We start from the raw sequence: 19,353 nt of genomic DNA on the forward strand, positions 1-19,353 counted from the left end.
TTGCCAGTTGTGCGCTACGGGAGTTGACATGAATAACACGGCCTCAGAAACACTAAAGCGGCTCGCAAGCGGTGGTCTTTATTCCCAGGCCGGCAACTTTCTCAGTTTCGTCAACACGGGCGTCGACGTGCGTACGGGTCAGTTTACCCTTGCCGCCAAACTTCCCGCGCTGCAAGCCAACGCCTTGGCCGGTCCGTTTATCAGCCCGGCATTGCACTTCAGCCCACTGGCCTCTCATACCAATCATGGCTTCGGGCTCGGCTGGCAATTGGGCTGTTCAATGCTGGACCTTAACAACAACCAACTCTACTTGATAACCGGCGAGCAGTTCAGCCTTGACCGGCGCAATTCCGACTTTTCCCCCGATGGTTTGATGGTGTTTCACGATCAGAAGTTGCGCAGTTTTGTGGTGCGGCAGATCGGTGTCAGCGGCCGGGTGTTTCGCGTTGAGCATAAAAACGGTGATACCGAATGGCTGGAGGTTCAGGAGCGCAGCGGCCTGGCGATGGTGGTAGAGATGCGCTCGCCCCAAGGGCGACAAGCGTTTTTCGAGTGGCTGCCGGCGAGCGGCAACCAGTTCCGGCTGTCCAGTATTTGGGATGAGCGGGGGCCTCTGCACCCGCTGCTTCGGGTTGTTGTGGACCGTGAAGGCGCGGTGTTTGTCATGCACCCTGGGACCTCCAGCGAGTCGAGGATTACATTGCAGGTGTTGAATGGACAACTGACTCACCTGATCTTGCCGGATGGCGACAGCCGCTGGACCTTTCGTTACCAGGCCGACCGGGACAGTGGCCTGTTATTTCCCAACGAGGTGTTCGGGCCATTGGGCAGTGAGGACCGTGTGCAATACGCCACGGGCAAGCAAGGGCATCTCCTGCCGCCGGGTGCGCCGCTGGCGACGCTGCCAAGGATTACCAGCCTGCGCCACGTGCCCGGTGCCGGGCAGCCGGAAATCTTCCGTAGCTACACCTACATCGGCTCGGCCAACTTTCTCGGCGGTGATCTGCCAGTGCCTGGCGGTTGGCAGGACGGCACTGACAACCTCTATCGCAGGGAGCGCTATAGCTATAGCGCCATCGAAACGGTGCTGAGCGGAAAAGGTGAAATCCTGGCTACCGCCGAACGCACCTGGAACCGCTTTCACCTTCAAACCAAAGAAGTGACGACCCGCTTCAGCACCCGGATGGAAAACGGTATTGCCGTGGTCCAGTCAAGGGTCACCATCAAGGAAACGATCTACGGCGATGACCCCGACGTAGGCTGGAGCAGCCAGCCCGCCTGGTGTCAATTGCCGGTGGCAACCATCACGCGGTTCGATGACGGAGAGCAGCCGCCCAGGGAGTTCCGTGAAGAAACTGATTACGACGACTATGGCAATGTGCTGGAAAAACACTACGCCGACGGGCGTGTGGAAAGATCCGTTTACTACCCGCTGGGCGGGGGGGATGGCTGTCCGGACGACGGTAGCCCCTTTGTGCGCTGGCTGAAGAGCCATACCCTCGTCCCGACCACGCCCGCAGGTGATGCGCCCACGGTGGAAACCCGGCGTGTCTATGAACGGCTGCCCAAGCGTAAAGCCGACGATGTGCAGGTGCTGGTCTCTGTCAAGGAAACCGGACTCTCCGTGGGTGGGCCATCGACTGAGGTGATTGGCACCACGACGCAGAGTTGGGACACCGACATCAACAGCGCGTTTTTCGGCCAGCCGCTGCAAAGCATCAATACTCTCAACGGTTTTGATATCACTGCTGATTTCCAGCACGCTATCGAGGCCGAAGGCATCCGCGAAACCGTGACTCACACCGGGCATGACGGCTTGTCGACGCGCACGCAAACACTGCGCAACGCACTCAGCGGCCTGACATTAAGTGAGTGCAATGCAAATGGCTTGGAGACCGTTTATACCTATGACACGTTAGGCCGCATCCTGACGCGCGAAGCATCGTTGGGTACCCCCTATGCGGTCACCCAGTCTTACAGCTACACCCTTGCCGACAGTAAGCATCAACGCGCCGTGGTGGTGGAGGAAACCGACATCACCGGACAGAAACTGCGCCGATTCCTCGACGGTGACGGGCGAATCGTGCGGGAGGAGCGCAAAGACGCCGATATTACTGGCGCGCAGTTCCGTGAAATGTGGTCGGGCGTCTACGACCACGACGGGCAACTGGCAGAGGAGACTGTAAATGACTGGTTGCCCGACAACCCCAATCCGATCCACTTGATCACCTTCCGGGAACTGGGCCCATGGGGCGAGGTGAGTGTGCAGCATCAACCCGACGGCACAAGTAGCCATACCTATTACGATCCGATTAAGTTGATCAGCCGCCAGTGGACGCAAAGCCGCACCGGCGAACTCAGTGCAGAGACCGAGCTGCTGCACAATAAAGCCGGTGAAGTGGAAAAAGTAACCCTGCGCGCGCCGCGTACCGCCGATGGCAGGCCAGGTGCGGTACTGCGTGTGGAAAGCTGGACATTCGATGGTCTGAACCGGCCCATTACCCACACTGTGGTTGCCGACGGCCTGACCACGCACACGCAAACCGAGCGTGACGTGTTTGGCCGTACCACCGCGGTGACCCGTGAGGACAATAGTGTCGTGCGATGGAGCTATGCGGCTCACAGCGATGGCGAAGACCCTGTGAAAGTCACCCTCACCGCTTTCGGTGGGGCTGAACAAGTGCTGGCGGAGGCAACTTACGATGGGCTTGGCCGGCCCGTTACACAGGAGTCAGGTGGTCAGCTCGAGAGGCTGAGCTACCTGAAAGGTCAGCTTCCTCCGACCTCTTTTACTGACGCCAATGGGCGTTTGACTAACACGAAGTATGTAGCTGAACTCGACGACGCGCTGCTTAGTGTCGAACCGGAGGGTGAGGCTGGTAATACCTATACCTACAGCATGCCGAATGGCTTCTTGACGGAGATTAGTGGTGAGCTGGGCCGGCTCGTTCGAGAATACTCCGCCGCCGGGCGACTGCTTAAGGAGGAGTGGAAGTTAGACAACGACACATACACCAGCATGTCGAGCGAGTCACTGCTGGGACGCCTGCTCAGTTTTACCGATGTGGGAGGTACGCAACACCAGGTCGATTACGACAATCTGGGACGAGTGGCCACGCAAGTGTCCGGCGCAATCACGGTGGAACCTGCTTACGACGCGTTTGGTCGCGTCGAGCGCATCACTACCTCTGATACCGCCAAAGGCAGCAGTTTGATCCAGACACTGGCCTACGACGCCTTCGGCCGCGAACTGAGCCGCACTTGGGAGTCCGCCGGCAGTGGACCGCGACTGAGGATCGTGCAGACGCTGGCCTTTAATGGTCGTGACAAGGTCATCGGCCGCCGCTGGGAGATGGACAACAGCCTGCATAGCCAGGAAGACTACCTCTACGACATCCGTGGCCGTTTGCTGGAGGCCGAGGTTCGCGGCCCTGGCGCGCCGAAGGATGGGCGCACAGGCAAGCCTATCAGCAAGCAAACATTTACCCTGAACGCGCTCGACGGTTACGAAAAGATCGAGACTGTTTTCTCTGATGCGACCCGTAACACCATGAGCTTTAGTTACAACGCCACGGCGCCGGATCGACCGCTTAAGATTTGCCATCGTGGCGTGCAAGATGTCGACATCGACCTGGTGTGGGATGCTGCTGGCAGGCTGTTGGAGGAGCGGCGTGATGACGTGGCGTATCGACAGTTCACGTGGAGCACCGACGGGCTTTTACGCAACATTACCGGGAAGGGGGTAAACAACGATTATCGCTATGATCCGGCGGGCCGTGTCGGGGAATATGAAACGGCCTCAGGCACTACCCGCCGTTTCTATGCGGGTGATCAGGTCATCAATGAGCGCAGTGCGGACGGCTCTTTATTGACGTTGGTACGTTCGGCTGACGGGGTATTCGCCGAGAGCCTGTTGACCCAGTCCATACGCAGCGTGCGATTGACCGGCAGCGATGGCCAAGGCACGGTGCGCGTGGAGTCCGACCATGAAGCCCGCCTTGTCAGCTACACAGCGCATGGCAGTGATGACGGCACTGCCGAGAGCCGGTCGGGCTATGCAGGCGAACTGCGCGACATGGAAAATGATCTTTATCTGCCGGGTAGTTACCGTCCTTACGACCCGATTCTTATGATGTTTTTGGCCCCGGACAGTGCCAGTCCGCTGGGCGCGGGCGGGCTGAATCGCTATGCGTATTGTGGCGGGGATCCTGTGAACCGGGTGGATCCGGATGGGCACAGCTTCTGGAGTTGGGTTGCGGCCGGGGTCAGCCTTGTTTTCGGTGCACTCGCCATAGCTGCGTCGGCCGGCGCGTTGGCACCTGTGGTAGCGCCTTTGGTGGGGGCGATGGTGACCAGTACAATGACCTCGGTCACATTAGCTGCCGTTACGGTCTCGGCTACAGCCTCTATTCTCGGTTCGGCCGCCATCGCACTCACGGCGGTCTCGCTGGCTGCCGGGCTAGCGGTTCCTGTGCTGGAGGCCACCAACAATCAGCAGGTAGCACAGATTGTAGGTTTCATTTCCATGGGGGCGGGTGTCACCATGGCTGTTAGCAGTTTCGCACCGTTGGCGAGTAAAACCGCAGCGAAGGTCGAGAAGCTTATTGGTCGGTGGACTCACAAGCTTCAGATGCGGCCCGGAGGAGGGACGCATGTGCGTGTTGCCGAACTGATGGCGCCTGGAGCTTATTTGGATAATGGGGTTCGGGTGCTGCAAGAGAGCCCGGCAGGCGGGTCAGAACCTTACATAAGTTTCTTCGATAACCTCCATGGGACCGGACAACTTGTGTATTCAACACATGGCTTACCCGATGGGACGCTAGCCGCGTACGGAGTCCCTGGTAATGCACAATACGCCGCCGATTTGGTTGCACGTACAGACATCAAGCATTTGCTCAGAGCCTACCCCAAAAATAAACCACTGATTTTAGTAGCTTGTTACGCAGCTGAAAGTGGCGCAGCTCAGGAGGTTGCCAATGTGCTGGGCCGCCCAGTGAGAGCTGCCAGGGGCATTCAGGCGTTTAATATGAGCGAGCCGAACATAGCAAGGCCTATGAGTCGGTCGAATGCTAATTTTATCGGAGTGCCAAAAACCGGGTTGTACGGTGCATTCTTGCGCCGAGTTGGGTTGGGAGGAAGTGTTGAAGCCATGAAAAAAGCGAAATTGGAAACATTTTATCCGAAACACCCGCCACCATTTTAGACGGCTTTGACATTTCACCGTGGGCATGCCGATCCATGCGCCGAGCCTGCGAAAAATTGTCCTGCGTTGCGTGGGTGTTCGATGCATTGGGCAAAGCCCTGACGTGCTTCCTTCACCCGCGATAACGCAACGCGTCCACCAACAGCGCAAACGCGGGCGAGGCCTGACGGCGGTTGGGGTAGTACAGGTGAACGCCGGCAAACGGCGCACACCAGTCATCCAGCACCCGCACATTCAGGCTTTCGTCGCCTTTCTTGAATTCCCACACATACAGGCCGCCATTGGTGGGCAGCCGCAAATTGTTGCAGGCGTGATCGGTCAGGTCCCGAGGCGTGCGAGGGATCGCGCGCTGGGCGACGCAGGCCGGTGAGCCCACCACCAGCATGCGCATGTCGGGGCTGATGCGCGTGGCAATCATGCCTTGGGCCACGTCTTCCCTGGGCCAGGTTCAGGGAATGGGGCAACCGGTACGGGCAATCCGTCCCGGAGACACGGTTTGGATTGCGCCCGGGGTCAAGCATTGGCATGGCGCCACGGTCAGCGACGCTCAGTACTCGACCGCGCAATAACACCTGAACGCTGCTCCTCCTCGCGCAACTGTGCGCTCATGGTGTCGCAACTGTGCGTCCACGCCCTCAGCCATTCAGGCATCGCGGGTGATACCTCGGCCAATCCCAGTTCCCGCACAAAATCTGCGGCGGGGAGGGTGCCCTTGGCCGAGCGAAACAGCCCGCGCATCACCACCACGCCGACCACGCGGCCCCGGCTGACGAAACGGTGCTCCATCACGCTCCATTTTTGATCCCAGCCCAGAATCCGGGTGTGGATTTCAAACGCTTCGAACAGCTTCAATTCCCGTCGGAACTTGCCCCAGGTGTCACCGACAACCGGCAGCGCCTTATTGCGCAAAGCCACGCGAAATGCGCCGCTGCGCAGCACAAAATCCATGCGCCCGACATCGGCCAGGGTGAAATACCGGCCATTGGTGACGTGCCGGTTGAGGTCAAGGTCCAGCGGCCAGACACGCATCCGTACAACGGTGGTGGCCAGGCCATCGACGGGCTTGCGCCAGGGGCGCCGAAACAGCATGAGCAGTAAGCGAAACCAGAGATTCATGAATTAGCCGAGCAGTGATTGAAGCTCGCACTGTAGTGCGGAGGAATCAGGTAAGGTAGGTGCGCAAATGACTTATTTCATGCGAAAAGCGCAATCTGGAATGTTTATGCACATTACCCTGCTCCTGGCCGATCGGTGTTCGGCTGCCAGCGCCACGCTGGCCCTTGAGATGCTGAGTGCGGCCAATCTGTTTGCCGAGGGCAAGCAGCCCTTTGAAGTGGTCGTCGTCTCGCTCGACGGTCAGGTCGTCAACGCTTGGGGCGGGCAGTGCTTGCAGGTTGATCGTTCGATGGCGCAAGTGGGGCACACGGATCTGGTGCTTATACCGGGGTTTCTGTTCACCTTGAAAGAGGCCTTGCCGGCGTTTCCTGCCTACGGTGCATGGCTGCGCAAGCAGCACGCGCAAGGCGCGGTGGTTGCATCAATGTGCACCGCCGCGTTCATGCTTGCCGAGAACGGCCTGCTGGACGGGTTACGCGCCACCACTCACTGGGCTTTTGCCGAACTCTTTGCCCGGCGCTACCCCGGGGTGACGTTGCAGGAAACGCAGATCCTCTGTGAAGAAAACCGGGTGATCACCAGCGGCGGGGCGAGTGCCGCGATGGACCTGCTGTTGCACCTGATACGCCGCTTCGGCACACCGGAGTTGGCGCACACCTGTAGCAAGTACCTGCTGATCGACAACGTGCGCAGTGAGCAATCCATCTATGTGATGTGGTCATCGCCTAAAAACCACGGCGACGGAGATATTTTGCGGGTGCAGCATTGGTTGGAGCAGCACTTTGCACAAGCCGTTGTGATCGATGACCTGGCTCAGCGCTTTGGTTTTGGTGTTCGCAATTTCAAGCGGCGCTTCAAGGAGGCCACCGGTTATACACCCATTGCCTACCTGCAAACCCTGCGTTTGGAGCGGGCCAAGCTACTGCTGGAAACCACCCGAATGACGCTGGACAGCATCACCTACGCCGTAGGCTATGAGGACAGCAATTCCTTCCGCCGCTTATTTGAGCAGCGGGTGGGTGTGTTGCCGGTGGCTTATCGCAAGAAATTCCAGCCCGCCCTCAACTGAGTCAGCGCCGCAATTGCGGCTCGCCTTCAATGCAACTCACCAAAAACTCCATTACCACCTTCACCGAAGGCGAGCGGCGCATATCCGGATACACCGTCAGCCAGATATCGCGAACCGGGCCTTCGGTGTTCGTTGCCAGGCGCACCAATGCCGCGTCGTGATCTCCCACCAGCGTGGGCAACACCACCGCACCCACCTGGGACCGGGCGGCCATTTGCTGGGTGATCAGGTCGCTGGCGGCGAAGGCAATCGTGCGGTTGCCGCGCACCTGATGCATCCACGCCTGCTGGGGCAGGTGGTCGCGGGTGGCGTCATAGGCAATGAATGTCCACTGCTCAGCGGGCAGTTGTTTGAGCTGGGGCGTGGCATAGAGGCCGAAGCGCACGGCGCCGACCTTTCTGCGGACCAGCGCTTCCTCATCGGGACGCACCGTGCGCAGGGCAATGTCGGCTTCGCCTTTGTCGAGGGCGGCGAGCGTTGTCGAGGACATCAACACGATATTCAGTTTGGGATACTGCGCCCTGAAGCGTGCGACATGGGGCGCGATACAGTGGATGGCAATCGACGGCGGGCAACTGACCCGCACGGTGCCGGCCACCTCGATGGAGGCCACGCGGGACAGGCGCATCACTTCGGTGGACATGTCGCCCATGCCTGCCGCCAATTTCGCCAGTGCCCGGCCTTCCTCGGTGAGCGGCCGACTGCGGGGCAGGCGGTCTACCAGTTTGACGCCGAGGGCTTTTTCCAGGGCATCGACGCGCCGGCCAACCGTGGCGTGTTCCACCTGCAGCTCGCGGGCGGCAGCCGACAGTGACTGGGTGCGCGCGAGCACGGTGAAGAAATACAAGTCCTGCCAGTCGAACATCGGGTTATTTCCGCACGGAGGGTGGGAGGTGTTGGGGAATTCTCGTACAGAGTAGCGGCTTTTACCATGGCGTATTCCCACTGCAAACGGAGTTGTCCCGTGATGAAAGCCCTCACCCTTGAAACCTACGGCGGCCCTGAGGTCGTTCAACTGCGCATTGATGTGCCCAAACCCCAAGTGACCGCCGGCCATGTACTGGTCAAGGTGGCCTGTGCCGGGATCAATTTCATGGATGTTCACACCCGCCAGGGCAAGTACGCCAAGTCGGTGACCTACCCGGTACGGCTGCCGTGCACCCTGGGTATGGAAGGGGCGGGTGTGGTGGTGGCGGTGGGCGAGGGCGTGAGCCATTTGGCTCCGGGTGATCGGGTGGCCTGGTGCATTGCCTGGGGCGCGTTTGCTGAATACGCCAGCGTACCCGCCGCGCGGGTGGCGCAAATTCCCAATGCGATCGGCTTCGATCAGGCGGCTGCGGCGATGTTCCAGGGCTGCACGGCTCACTACCTGATTGAAGATGTTGCGCGGTTGCTGGCAGGCAACAGCTGCCTGATCCATGCCGCGTCCGGCAGCATCGGCCAGTTGCTGGTGCAAATGGCCCATCGGCTCGGTGCCACGGTGTTCACCACCGGCAGCAGCGTCGAAAAGTGCGCGATTGCCCTTGAGCGTGGCGCGGATCAGGCCTGGCAATACGAGGGGTTTGCCGAGCGGGTGTTGGAGGCCACGCAAGGGCAGGGCGTGGATGTGGTGTTCGATTCGGTGGGCAAGGCCACCTTGCGCGAGAGCTTCAGGGCGTGCCGCACGCGGGGGCTGATCGTCAATTACGGCAACGTCTCCGGTTCGATCACTGATCTGGACCCGATGGAGTTGGGGGAAGCCGGTTCACTGTTCCTGACTCGCCCACGGCTCAACGACCACATGGCCGACGGGCCGACGGTGCAGAGGCGTGCCAATGCAGTGTTTGCAGCGATGCTCGAAGGTTCGCTGACGGTGGATATCGAAGGGCATTACGCGCTGGAAGAGGTGCAGCAGGTGCACGCACGGATTGAAGCCAGGCAGCAGATTGGCAAGGCGGTGGTGTGGCTGGATTGATCAGTCTTTCTGCCCCGGCCCCGGCTTGGGTTCTCCGAAGCTGGCGATGAATTCATCGAGGATGCGTTTGCTTTCGGCCGCCTCTTCGGGCTAGGCCCGCGGGGGTTGAACCAAGGATCCGGCTTGGGAGCGACCGCGCCGTAGCGGATGCGCACGGACTTGAGGATCGCGTCCCAGACGGCTATGGCTTCGTAGTCGGTGAGTGAGGGGTTGACGGGCTCTGGCGTGGCGGGCTGTTGCCAGAGCGGCAGTTCGTAGCCTTTGTTGGCGAATTGGGGGAGGGTCCAACGCACCAGATCTTCGGGTTCATTGGGATCAATGGGGCCTGCTTTCATGCCGCCGGCTGAAAGACGGACACTCATTGCTGGGCGACTCAGAGACGGATTGTCGCGATAGTTTTCGCTGACGAAGAGTATTTGACGGTGAGTGTCGTCACTGAAGCCGATCAGGGACTCTTCGGCTTGCATGTCGGCCAGGGTGATTTTTCCTGCCCGCAAATTTTCATAATCGCCCGCGAGGAATATTTGCGTGTCTTTTTGCGTGCGAACATGCAAACGCTCTTCATCATCCGGTGATAACGCATTGATGTAGACCTCCAGCGATACGTCAGACGCAGGGGGGCTGAAATCGAAGCTGGCGATTTCCTGATCGTGATGACTTCGGATCACGATGGGGCCCAAGGCGAAGCCCGCTCCTGCGTTCTGTGGTGCAGTAACTTTGAAGATTTGCTTGGAGAGTTTTAAAAGGCGTGCTTCAACCGGGGCGGTTTTGCCTTTAAAGGAGTCTGCGCGGAGCATGACGTAGGCGTCATCGACCAGCAGGTGGAGTTCGTGGACGAAGGTTTGGCGCTGAGTCATGCGCATGTAGTACTGCAACATGACACTTTGCGGTGTCTCCCTCCTAGCCGAAACCAGCATCGGTATATCATTCATTTCATCGTTTTTGATTGCCGCGATTCGACGCGCACGCTCATCCAACGCGGCATCAAACCGCTCTTGTGTCACGCCCTCTCCCAATACACGCACCTCTACCGATGAGTGATCGGCGCCAAGCCCGTAATACAATTTCACATCCCCGCCGCCCGTCCAGTGAGTGGGCAGATCAATCAGGCCACGGCCCAGCGCCCAGGTGCGCATGTGGGTAGTCATTTCGCTCACGTTTCGTTTCTCCTGCTCGCTGGGTTGTTTGAAAACTGCACATCCGGTGAGAGTGCCCAGCACCAGACACGCCAAAAAAAGAGTCAACTGACGCATAAGGGCCTCTTGGCTTTTGCCGCGATTTTGATAAGGGAATAGAGGGTGAAATGCTGCGCTACCGGGCTGGCATATGAAGCTTCGTGATCGAAGCCGGGGGCCTTGATTTGCTGGCGGACTTCGCCATTGCGCGCATGCTTGGCCGGCGCGCTGCCCGAACTCACTGGAACGGTGCCGTCGCCGGAGCCGTCCTGCATTTGGCAATGCAATTCCCAGTAACTGGTCTGCACGGTTTTGATCGGCGCATCGGGATCGCCACGCAGCGGCGGCACTGCTTCGACTCGCCCACCCACATACACAGGACTGCGTCCGTCATCGCGCACCTCATGCATCTGCAGGCTGGACACCGTGAAGGCGTCGGGCCTTGAGGCGTGGGGGCCATTGAGGCGAGACCCGCGCTGCATTTGCCAGGTGATGGATTCGAAACTGCGGTGCTTATCGTCGTTACCGTAGTAGACGTAGGTTTGAGGGTGATAGGAGCCCGCGATTGTCAGATGGAACCGCTTCGCTTCCGATATGTTTTCCTCAAAAATCTCCCACGTGATCGCATCCCCATCCTTCGGCGCCAACCACTCTTCACGCAGCAATCCCCACCAACGTTCGCGGCGTAAATAGATCTCTTCGTAAGGATCTTTCACGGGTTGGCGGGGCATTGCCGAAACGCCTTTGTCGTCCATCAACCTCAGCCAGCCAGGGGCGTAATCCTGTGTGGGCAGCAATTGCAGTGCACCAGGCGCCTGCGCAAAAACAGCGGTCACTTCCTGGCCGGTCGGACCAATCACTGCGCCGGCAATGGGATCTTCATCGCTCATGCCTACTTTGCAACGGCGATAAGCGACTGGCGCGCCTGTTGCGGGCATGACGCCATGCACGACGCCGGCAATTTTGTCGGCCATGCCGGGCAGTTGTGCGCACCGCCTTGCCACCAGCCCGCCCATGGAATGGGTCACCAAAATCACCTGCTGACAGTTGCGGCCGTATTGGTGCGTCAGTTCGTTAATGCGTTCGGCCAGCCGCTGTGCGGCCACTTTGTTGGAATCCAACCAGTTATAACCACACGCATGCACCGGCATTCGATAACCCGCTCGTGCCACCAGCTCATCCGACACAATCGACGGCAACTGACTGGCCAGGGTGGCTCCCAGCCCTGGCATGCCAATGGGGATTTCGGGCTTTAACCGGGTGATATGCGTCGGTCCAGGTTCGACAGCAACGGTATGCAGGTGCTCCGGCCGGATGTCGAACTGTGGCCATTGGTGAGGCAAAAACCCGCTGTTCAGAGCCTCTTCCATCCAAAGAAGAAACGCGTGATAGCTGGTTTCACTGACCTCGCCCCAACCGCGCTCTTCATAGCGTTTTTTCAGGGCCAGAACGGTCTTTTTCCTGTCCAGCCCTGGCTGCGCCAACACCGTACCGGCAACCCGTTCAGGCACCGCACCCTGGTTGTCGACTTCCACCCGGGCCGGGTGCAACAGTTTTTGCCGGATACCGGCTTTTTTGTTAATCCAGTTCAAGGCCAACCACATGTTTTTGCCCATGAACCCCGCATCCAGGCGCCATACGGGAACGGCCTTTTCCTTTTTATTCCGTTTATCCGGCTTACTCTTCAAATTCGACCCCATAATCCCCGGCACAAAAATCACCGGTAGAATCCCGTCCGGCGGCAATATGCACTGCACCGGGTCGGTGATATGGCTGGGTGTCAGGGTCCAGGTGTGCACGGGGTTGCCTCGAGCGTTGTAGCTCATGGGGGCAACGCGAGGCGCCGAGGGCTTATCGGTCATGCGGGGTCTCCGTTTTCAAGCCATTCGAGCGTCACGCCCCGTATCAGCCAAAATGGCGCTTGAAGCAGGCCGGTCCGCAGTGCAGGACACTTTAGGCAGGCATGACTTGAGTCTCAATCACGCGTCGACAATCAAGAGCGGTCCTACATTTTGGTTGTAATAATCTGTCGGATATACCGCGCCATTGAGGCTGACAGGCACCGTCGCTAGCGCGTGATCCTCAATAACTGCAGACGAAAAAAAGCCGGCTGATCAGGCCGGCTTGGGGTGAACCGCAAGCAGCAGCGGTTATGCGCGGTTTTCCATCAGGCGGTCTGCACCACCTTCAGCTATACGGTTGCCTTGAAGACGCTCAGCACCACCTTCAGCTACACGGTTGCCTTGAAGACGCTCAGCACCACCTTCCGCTACACGACGTTCCAGCAACCGATCAGAGCCGCCTTCCGCCACACGACGTTCCAGCATACGGTCAGAACCACCCTCAGCCACGCGGCTGTCCATCAGGCGATCCGCGCCGCCTTCAGCGAGGGCAGGTTGGGTAAAGGCGCTTACAGCAAGTACCGAGAAAGCGAGGCTAAGCAAGAGTTGGCGTTTCATGAGGGTGTGCTCCGGGATGTCATTGGTTGGTATGGATGCGATGTTACGCGGTGGATTTTTTTAGAGAACTTCATTGGGCTGATGGTGACTATCGACGCCAGCGATGGCCCGTTTTCGCGGGCCATCGCGCCGACTATCACGGCATTTCAGGCAGTTCCTGAGGCCGCAGGTCGAACACCAGCACCTCGGCATTCTCGCCATGGCTCAGGTGAATTTCCCGCTCGTCGCGCACTCGGGCACCGTCGCCTTCGTGCAAGCGTTGGCCGTTGACTTCAACGCTGCCCCGCGCCACATGGATGTAGGCGTAGCGCTCCGGGGCCAGTGGCAGGGTGGCGGTTTCAAAGCCGTTGAACAGCCCGGCATACACCCGCGCATCCTGGCGCACGCCAAGGGAGCCGTCGGTGCCTTCCGGCGAGATGATCAACTGCAACCGGCCGCGTTTTTGCGCCTCGGTGAAGTGCTCCTGCTGATAGCGCGGTTCAGCGCCCGCCACCGCCGGCACGATCCAGATTTGCAGGAAGTGCACGCCCTGGGTGTGGCTGTGGTTGAACTCGCTGTGGGCCACGCCGCTGCCGGCGCTCATCAGTTGCACATCGCCGGGGCGAATCACCGAACCGGTGCCCAGGGTGTCCTTGTGTTCCAGGGCGCCTTCGAGCACATAGGAGAAAATCTCCATGTCGCGGTGCGGGTGTTGGCCGAAGCCCTTGCCGGCGGCAACCCGGTCATCGTTGATCACCAGCAGGTCGGAAAAACCCTGTTCCTTGGGGTTCCAGTAGTTGGCGAACGAGAAGGTGTGGAACGACTTCAACCAACCGTGATTGGCGGCGCCGCGTTCCGAGGCTTTGCGAAGGGTCAGCATGGGGTGTTCTCCTCAAGGGAAGCTTGGCTGCGAGATGCAGGGCTTCGGTGTGAGAAGAAGGTTACTGGTTAGCGAAAGGTTGATTAAGAAGCTTAAATCGGAATGACTGTCCTGTATGAGTTGACAGTGATCGGCGTGCCATAATGCTCCAGCTCATCTCTCTCAACGGACAATTCCTGACAATGAAAACCGTGGCCATGGCGCTGTTTCCCGACTTCCTTCTGCTCGACATGGCCGGACCACTGGAAGTGTTCTCCATAGCCAATCGTTACCTGGAGCCGTCAGCCCACTATCAGGTCCTGACCATCGGTACCGAGCCCGGGGCGCTGCGGGCCTCCAATGGTGTGGTGGTGCACCCTGACCTGCAACTGGATCAGGCCCTTGAGGCTTATGACTTGCTGCTGGTCCCGGGCGGCCCCGGCGCCTACAACGAATGCCATCCCGCGCTGTTGCCATGGCTCAGGACAGCTGCGCCCCGCGCCCGGCGATTCGGCTCCATCTGCACCGGCGCTTTTGTGCTGGGGTATGCGGGCTTGCTGGATGGCCAACGCGTGACCACTCACTGGCATTACACCGAACGGCTGATCAAGGCCTTTCCCAAGGCAGTGGTCGAGACCGACCGGATCTACCTGCAAGACGGTCGGCTTATCACCTCTGGCGGTGTGACGGCGGGCATCGACCTGGCGCTGTCCATTGTGGCCCAGGACCACGGCAAGCAGGTGGCCGTCGATGTGGCCAAGGTGTTGTTGGTGGTGATGAAGCGCCAGGGCGGTCAAGCCCAGTTCAGCCCGATGACCGCAGCCGTGGCCCCTCAGGAAACCGCGATTACCCGGGTGCAGACCCAGGTGCTGGAGCGGCTGGACCAGGCCTTTACCATCGAGTCCATGGCGCAGTTGGCCGGCATGAGCACGCGGCACTTTGCGCGGGTGTTCGCCAAGGAAGTGCAGATGACCCCGATGGCTTTCCTGCAAGGTGCCCGCATCGATCGTGCCCGGCACTTGCTGGAAAGCACCGACCTGCCGCTCAAGACCGTAGCGTTTCACGCCGGGTTTGGCAGCGTGCGGCATATGCGGTCTCTGTTCAGTGAAAAACTCGGCTTGAACCCGACCCAATACCGCCAGCAATTCAGCTGATGTCCGTCTGGCGCACCTGAATGTCCGTGTGGATCCCTGTGCCAGCATTGTCCTGTCACCGGTAGCTGGCAAGATAGCGGTCAGTCTCATGGAAAAGGATGCGCAGGCGCCCAAGGCCGGGTGTTTCAGCGCTTTGACGAGCATGAACAGCCTTCATACGATTGAACCGGAATGCGCAGTGCGCTTCGGCCCCTTCACCTTTTACCCCCAGCAGCGCCTGGTGTGCGAAGAGGGCCGGCCGCTGCCGTTGGGCGGGCGCGCCCTGGACATTCTTGGGGTGCTGGTGGAGCAGGCCGGGCAGTTTGTCGACAAGGCATCCTTGATCGCACGGGTGTGGCCCAGCAGTGTGGTGGAGGAGAACAACCTGCGGGTGCACATCGCGGCCTTGCGCCGTGCCCTGGCCGATGGCGAGGACGGGCGGCGCTATATCATCAACCTGCCGCAACGCGGTTATTGTTTTGTCGCGACGCAGCCGACGCAGTCAGCACCTGCGCAGCCTCTGCCTCAGCATAATCTGCCGGCGCGCCTGGTCCCGGTGTTCGGCCTGGACCCGCTGGCCCATGCCCTTGCCCGGCGTTTGCCGGGGCAAACGCTTATGACCATCACCGGGTGCGCCGGTATCGGCAAAACCACCCTGGCCCTCTACCTGGCCGCACAGGTGCTGCCGCGTTATCGCGACGGCGTGTGGCGCGTGGAGTTGGCCGGTATCAGTCGGTTATCGGACGTGGTCCGTCAATTGTCCAGGGTGCTCGGGATTGAGGTTGAGCCGGGCGGCACGCTGCATGGCTTTTGCCGACAACTGGCGTCACGGCACTTGCTGCTGGTGCTTGATGGGTGTGAACAGGCATTGGCCGCTTGCCGCAACCTGGTATTGGCTCTACGGGGCATGGCGCCCCAGGTAACGCTGCTGCTGAGTAGCCGCGAAGCCCTGAATATCCCTGGCGAATGGGCCCAACGCGTACCCGCGTTGGCATTGCCGCCGTTGTCGGCATTGACGGACGTCGAGCAGACGCTGGCTTCGCCTGCGGTGCAGCTATTTGTCAGCCGGGCCCAGGCCAGTCAGCAGGGCTTTGAGTTACGCAGGCAAGACCTGGCGCCTCTGCGGGATATCTGCCGGCGCCTCGACGGTATTCCGTTGGCGCTGGAGCTGGCGGCAGCCCAGGTCGACGCCCTTGGGGTCAAGAGCCTGCAAGCGCAGTTGGTAAACGGCTTGCAGGTGCTGACTCGCGGGCGGCGAACGGCGGTAGAGCGCCATCAATCCATGAGCGCGGCGCTGGACTGGACCTATGATCGCTTGAGCCTGCCGGAGCGCTGGCTGTTCCTCCAACTGGGCCTGTTCAAGATGGCGGTGACCGTGCCGACGCTGGGCGCGCTGGTTGCCGGCACTGAGCTGGAACACGCCGACCTGTCTTACCTGCTGACACGGTTGGTGGCGACTTCGCTGCTGACCGTCGAACCCGGTCCCGGTCTTCGGCGCTATCGTTTGCTCAATAGCGTGCGTGCCTACGCGTTGGCCCGCTTGGGTGACCCGGCCCAGGTGATGCTGTTGCAACAAGGTTACGAGCTCGAGCCGTTCTCAGGCCGGCAGCGGGTGGTGCAGTTCGTCGAGCAAGCGGCGCACGCTCACTAGGTCCGGCGTGGAAAATCCTTCAGTGAAGCGCCCATACACCCCTTGTAAAAGCTCGCGTGCGGCAGCGTGTCTGCCTTCGCGCTGCCATAGCCGGGCAAGGGACAGGGCGCAACGCAGTTCCCAGGCCAAGGCTGCTTGCTGACGAGCCAGCCCCAACGCTTCCAGCAGCAACTTTTCAGCCGCTTGCGCCGCGAGCGGGTCAGGGCGCAGCAGCAGGGATTCGGCCCGCGCCCGCAGGATTTCTGCGGTGCACCAACCGGCATTGCCCTGCCTGGCTCGTTCGAAGCAGGCCTCATCGACCTCCCTTGTGCGCAGGGTCGCAACGATGTCCTTGATCAGGCCAAGGCCGTCGACATCCTCCTCGGGCACCCCTGCGTCCAATGCCAGGGCGTAATGCCTGGCCCAGGTGTCGAACAGCAACACCGAGTGCTTCTGTGCCTGCTGCGACAACAGCTCCAGCATTGACCTTGCCGTCGCGTCGTCGCCGTTGTAGTGGGCGATGACAACGCCCGAGAGGGCAAGTGTGTAGCAGATCGAGGTGCCGTGATTGATTTGCAGCGCCAGCTCCAGCGCCTGTCGGGCGGTGCGCCAGGCGCGCTCCGGGAAACCCTGTAGCCAGAGGATGCGCGCCAGCACCGTCAGCGACGCCACGCTCTGGTCGTATTGCACGCCAAATCCATGGGTAAACCGATTGAGGTGGCCGCTGTGGGCCATGCGCTGCATCACCTGTTCGGCGTTGTGCCGGGCCAGGGCCTGGTTGCCGGCGAAATGTTGCGCCAGTACCCGCAGGCGCTGTGCGCTCAAGTCCAGCAGCGGTTGGGCGTTGGGGTCCAGGCGGTCGAAATGCAGGCTTTGGCGCAGGGCCTGGCGGTAGTTGCCGTTGCACAGGTTGACGGCCATATGGCCGGACACCGCCCTGAGCTGGCCGGCGACATCGTGGCTGGCTTCGGCCAGTTGCCGTGCCTGCTCAAAGGCATTGATGGTCTGCGGGGTTGCGCCCTGGGTGTGATAGGAAAAGCTGCCCAGGGCCAACTGCAGTTGCAGGTGCAAGTGTGGGCAGGGTGCTGCCGATTGCTGAAGCAAGGCCAGGGCCTTGCCCACATACAAACCGTGCTCGGTGAGCAGCGACAGCTCCTGCCACAGCGGCATTGCGCTGACCGTGAGGCGGATCGCCAGCAACGGCGCGCCTTCCTCGCGCAACCCCCAGTCGAGGGCGGCACGCACGTCCTCGCGACAGGCTGCATAACGGTCGAGCCATTGCTGGGTGGGCACTCGCTCCCAGTCGGCTTGCGCTTGATTCATCAGCGTCAGGCAGCGGGCGGCGTGTCGCTCACGGCTGGCCTCCAGTTCGCAGGCGCTACTGAGTTTCTCCAGGGCATAGGTCCGGGTGATGTCCAGCAGCCGATAGGCCACCTCTTCGTCACCCACTTCAACGTTGAGCAGGGACTTGGCCACCAACTGCGTGATCGAGCCCAGCACCTCCATCGGCGCAATGTGCTCACCGGCTATGACCGCCGCCGCCGATTCCAGGGTGAAACTACCCCGGAACACCGCCAGGCGCCGCAGGCACACCTGCTCGCAAGCGGTCAGCAGATCGAAGCTCCACTCCAGGGTGGCGCGCAGGGTTTGGTGCCGGGGCAGGGCGCTGCGTCGACCACGGGTCAACAGGCGAAAATTATCCTCCATCTGCACCAGCAAGCCCTTCAGGCCAAAGCGTTCGATTTGCGCCGCCACCAGTTCGATCGCCAAGGGAATGCCGTCCAGGCGTCGGCAAATATCGATGGCCAGGGGCAGCTCGGCGTCACTCAGTTCAAAGCCGTCCCAGCGCGACAGCGCCCGTTCCACCAGCAATTGCAGCGCAGGGTACGCCATGGCTTCGGCGCGGCCGCCAGTGGCCGGCGGGCACGCCAAAGGCTCCAGGCGCTGCACGAACTCGCCCTCGGCGCGCAGCGCTTCGCGGCTGGTGGTCAGAATGTGCAACTGAGGGGCATGGCGCAGCAGGGTTTCGCTGATCAGTGCAATGTCGTCGAGCAGGTGCTCGCAGTTGTCGATCACCAGCAGCATCTGGCGCTCGCGCAACAGGCCGGCGAGACCGGCCAAGGGTTCGTGACTCGGTGGCGTAAGCTCCAGCAGGGCGGCGAGGTTGGGTACGATCATCGAGGGCTGGCTCAGGGGCGCCAGGTCCAGCAGACGGATGCCGTCGCGGTAACGTCCGATCAGCAGTTCGGCCACTCGCAGGGCGACGGTGGTCTTGCCGATACCCCCTGCACCCGTGAGGGTGATGAAACGGTGGTGAGGCAGCTGTTGCACCAGGCTTTCGATCAGAGCCTGGCGCCCCAGCATCCGCGTGCGGCGCAGCGGCAAGTTGTGCCCTGGATAGGGCGAAGTGGCGTCGCCCTCCAACGTGGTGGGGTCGACACTCAGCGGGGCAACAAAACTGTAGCCACGCTGGGCCACCGTGACGATATAGCGCTGCCCGGCCTGGCCGTCGCCGAGCGCCTTGCGCAGGGCTGCCATGTGCACCCGCAGGTTGCCATCCTCCACCACCGTCCTGGGCCAGACCCGGGCGATCAGCTCCTGCTTGCTCACCACCTGGCCGGCGTGCTCCAGCAAAATCAGCAGGATATCCACCGCCCGCCGGCCCAGGCGCAACGGCTGGCCACCCTCCAGCACCACGCGCTGGCGCGGGTGAATCCGGTAGGGGCCGAAATGCATGGCCTGGTCGTGGGGGTTGCTCATGCGCGGGCTCTGGGGT

The 19,353-nt window shown here is 60.8% G+C and carries 12 protein-coding genes and 2 pseudogenes; 6 read left to right on the plus strand and 8 right to left on the minus strand.

Annotation, left to right across the window (positions count from 1 at the left end):
• The first annotated feature begins 28 nt into the window (after window positions 1–28).
• Window positions 29–5,203, plus strand: a complete 5,175-nt coding sequence (locus ACUN0G_RS26700; protein ID WP_445574761.1) for an RHS repeat domain-containing protein — start codon at window positions 29–31, stop codon at window positions 5,201–5,203.
• A 112-nt stretch (window positions 5,204–5,315) separates the two neighbouring features.
• Here ACUN0G_RS26700 and ACUN0G_RS26705 read toward each other — a convergent pair.
• Window positions 5,316–5,639, minus strand: a pseudogene (locus ACUN0G_RS26705) (LysR family transcriptional regulator); the annotation flags it as partial.
• On the opposite strand from ACUN0G_RS26705, the pseudogene ACUN0G_RS26710 reads away from it, so the two are divergent.
• Window positions 5,632–5,751 (plus strand): annotated as a pseudogene (locus tag ACUN0G_RS26710) ((R)-mandelonitrile lyase); the annotation flags it as partial. The pseudogenes ACUN0G_RS26705 and ACUN0G_RS26710 sit on opposite strands and share 8 nt — an antisense overlap.
• Here the strand turns inward: ACUN0G_RS26710 and ACUN0G_RS26715 are convergent.
• On the minus strand, window positions 5,741–6,319 hold the full coding sequence (locus ACUN0G_RS26715) for an acyl-CoA thioesterase (RefSeq protein ID WP_445574762.1): 579 nt from the start codon (window positions 6,317–6,319) through the stop codon (window positions 5,741–5,743). The pseudogene ACUN0G_RS26710 and the gene ACUN0G_RS26715 overlap by 11 nt on opposite strands.
• A gap of 106 nt (window positions 6,320–6,425) precedes the next feature.
• Between ACUN0G_RS26715 and ACUN0G_RS26720 the strand changes: the two genes are divergently transcribed.
• Window positions 6,426–7,388, plus strand: a complete 963-nt coding sequence (locus ACUN0G_RS26720) for a GlxA family transcriptional regulator (protein WP_445574763.1) — start codon at window positions 6,426–6,428, stop codon at window positions 7,386–7,388.
• Window position 7,389: 1 nt separating this feature from the next.
• Here ACUN0G_RS26720 and ACUN0G_RS26725 read toward each other — a convergent pair whose 3' ends face one another.
• The gene (locus ACUN0G_RS26725; RefSeq protein WP_445574764.1) at window positions 7,390–8,253 is read right to left on the minus strand and encodes a LysR family transcriptional regulator; all 864 of its coding nucleotides are present in this window, start codon (window positions 8,251–8,253) and stop codon (window positions 7,390–7,392) included.
• A 102-nt stretch (window positions 8,254–8,355) separates the two neighbouring features.
• Between ACUN0G_RS26725 and ACUN0G_RS26730 the strand changes: the two genes are divergently transcribed.
• Window positions 8,356–9,342 (plus strand): quinone oxidoreductase family protein, encoded by a 987-nt coding sequence (locus ACUN0G_RS26730; protein WP_445574765.1) that lies wholly within the window; start codon window positions 8,356–8,358, stop codon window positions 9,340–9,342.
• Here ACUN0G_RS26730 and ACUN0G_RS26735 read toward each other — a convergent pair.
• From ACUN0G_RS26735 to ACUN0G_RS26750, 4 genes are all read right to left on the minus strand, one after another.
• Window positions 9,258–10,595, minus strand: a complete 1,338-nt coding sequence (locus tag ACUN0G_RS26735; RefSeq protein ID WP_445574766.1) for a T6SS immunity protein Tli4 family protein — start codon at window positions 10,593–10,595, stop codon at window positions 9,258–9,260. The genes ACUN0G_RS26730 and ACUN0G_RS26735 overlap by 85 nt on opposite strands.
• Window positions 10,583–12,379, minus strand: a complete 1,797-nt coding sequence (locus ACUN0G_RS26740) for an esterase/lipase family protein (RefSeq protein ID WP_445574767.1) — start codon at window positions 12,377–12,379, stop codon at window positions 10,583–10,585. Before ACUN0G_RS26740 ends, ACUN0G_RS26735 begins: the two co-directional genes overlap by 13 nt.
• Window positions 12,380–12,667: 288 nt before the next feature.
• On the minus strand, window positions 12,668–12,976 hold the full coding sequence (locus tag ACUN0G_RS26745; protein WP_445574768.1) for a hypothetical protein: 309 nt from the start codon (window positions 12,974–12,976) through the stop codon (window positions 12,668–12,670).
• 136 nt (window positions 12,977–13,112) lie between these two features.
• The gene (locus ACUN0G_RS26750; RefSeq protein WP_445574769.1) at window positions 13,113–13,835 is read right to left on the minus strand and encodes a pirin family protein; all 723 of its coding nucleotides are present in this window, start codon (window positions 13,833–13,835) and stop codon (window positions 13,113–13,115) included.
• A gap of 182 nt (window positions 13,836–14,017) precedes the next feature.
• On the opposite strand from ACUN0G_RS26750, the gene ACUN0G_RS26755 reads away from it, so the two are divergent.
• Window positions 14,018–14,968 carry a GlxA family transcriptional regulator gene (locus tag ACUN0G_RS26755; RefSeq protein WP_258348546.1) on the plus strand — a complete coding sequence of 317 codons (951 nt, stop codon included), beginning with the start codon at window positions 14,018–14,020 and terminating at the stop codon, window positions 14,966–14,968.
• 88 nt (window positions 14,969–15,056) lie between these two features.
• Complete coding sequence (locus ACUN0G_RS26760) at window positions 15,057–16,598, plus strand: ATP-binding protein (RefSeq protein WP_445574770.1); 1,542 nt, start codon at window positions 15,057–15,059, stop codon at window positions 16,596–16,598.
• On the opposite strand, the gene ACUN0G_RS26765 is transcribed toward ACUN0G_RS26760, so the two are convergent.
• Complete coding sequence (locus ACUN0G_RS26765; RefSeq protein WP_445574771.1) at window positions 16,545–19,337, minus strand: ATP-binding protein; 2,793 nt, start codon at window positions 19,335–19,337, stop codon at window positions 16,545–16,547. The genes ACUN0G_RS26760 and ACUN0G_RS26765 overlap by 54 nt on opposite strands.
• Between the last annotated feature and the right edge of the window lie 16 nt (window positions 19,338–19,353).

The organism is Pseudomonas sp. 32A (genome assembly GCF_052682255.1).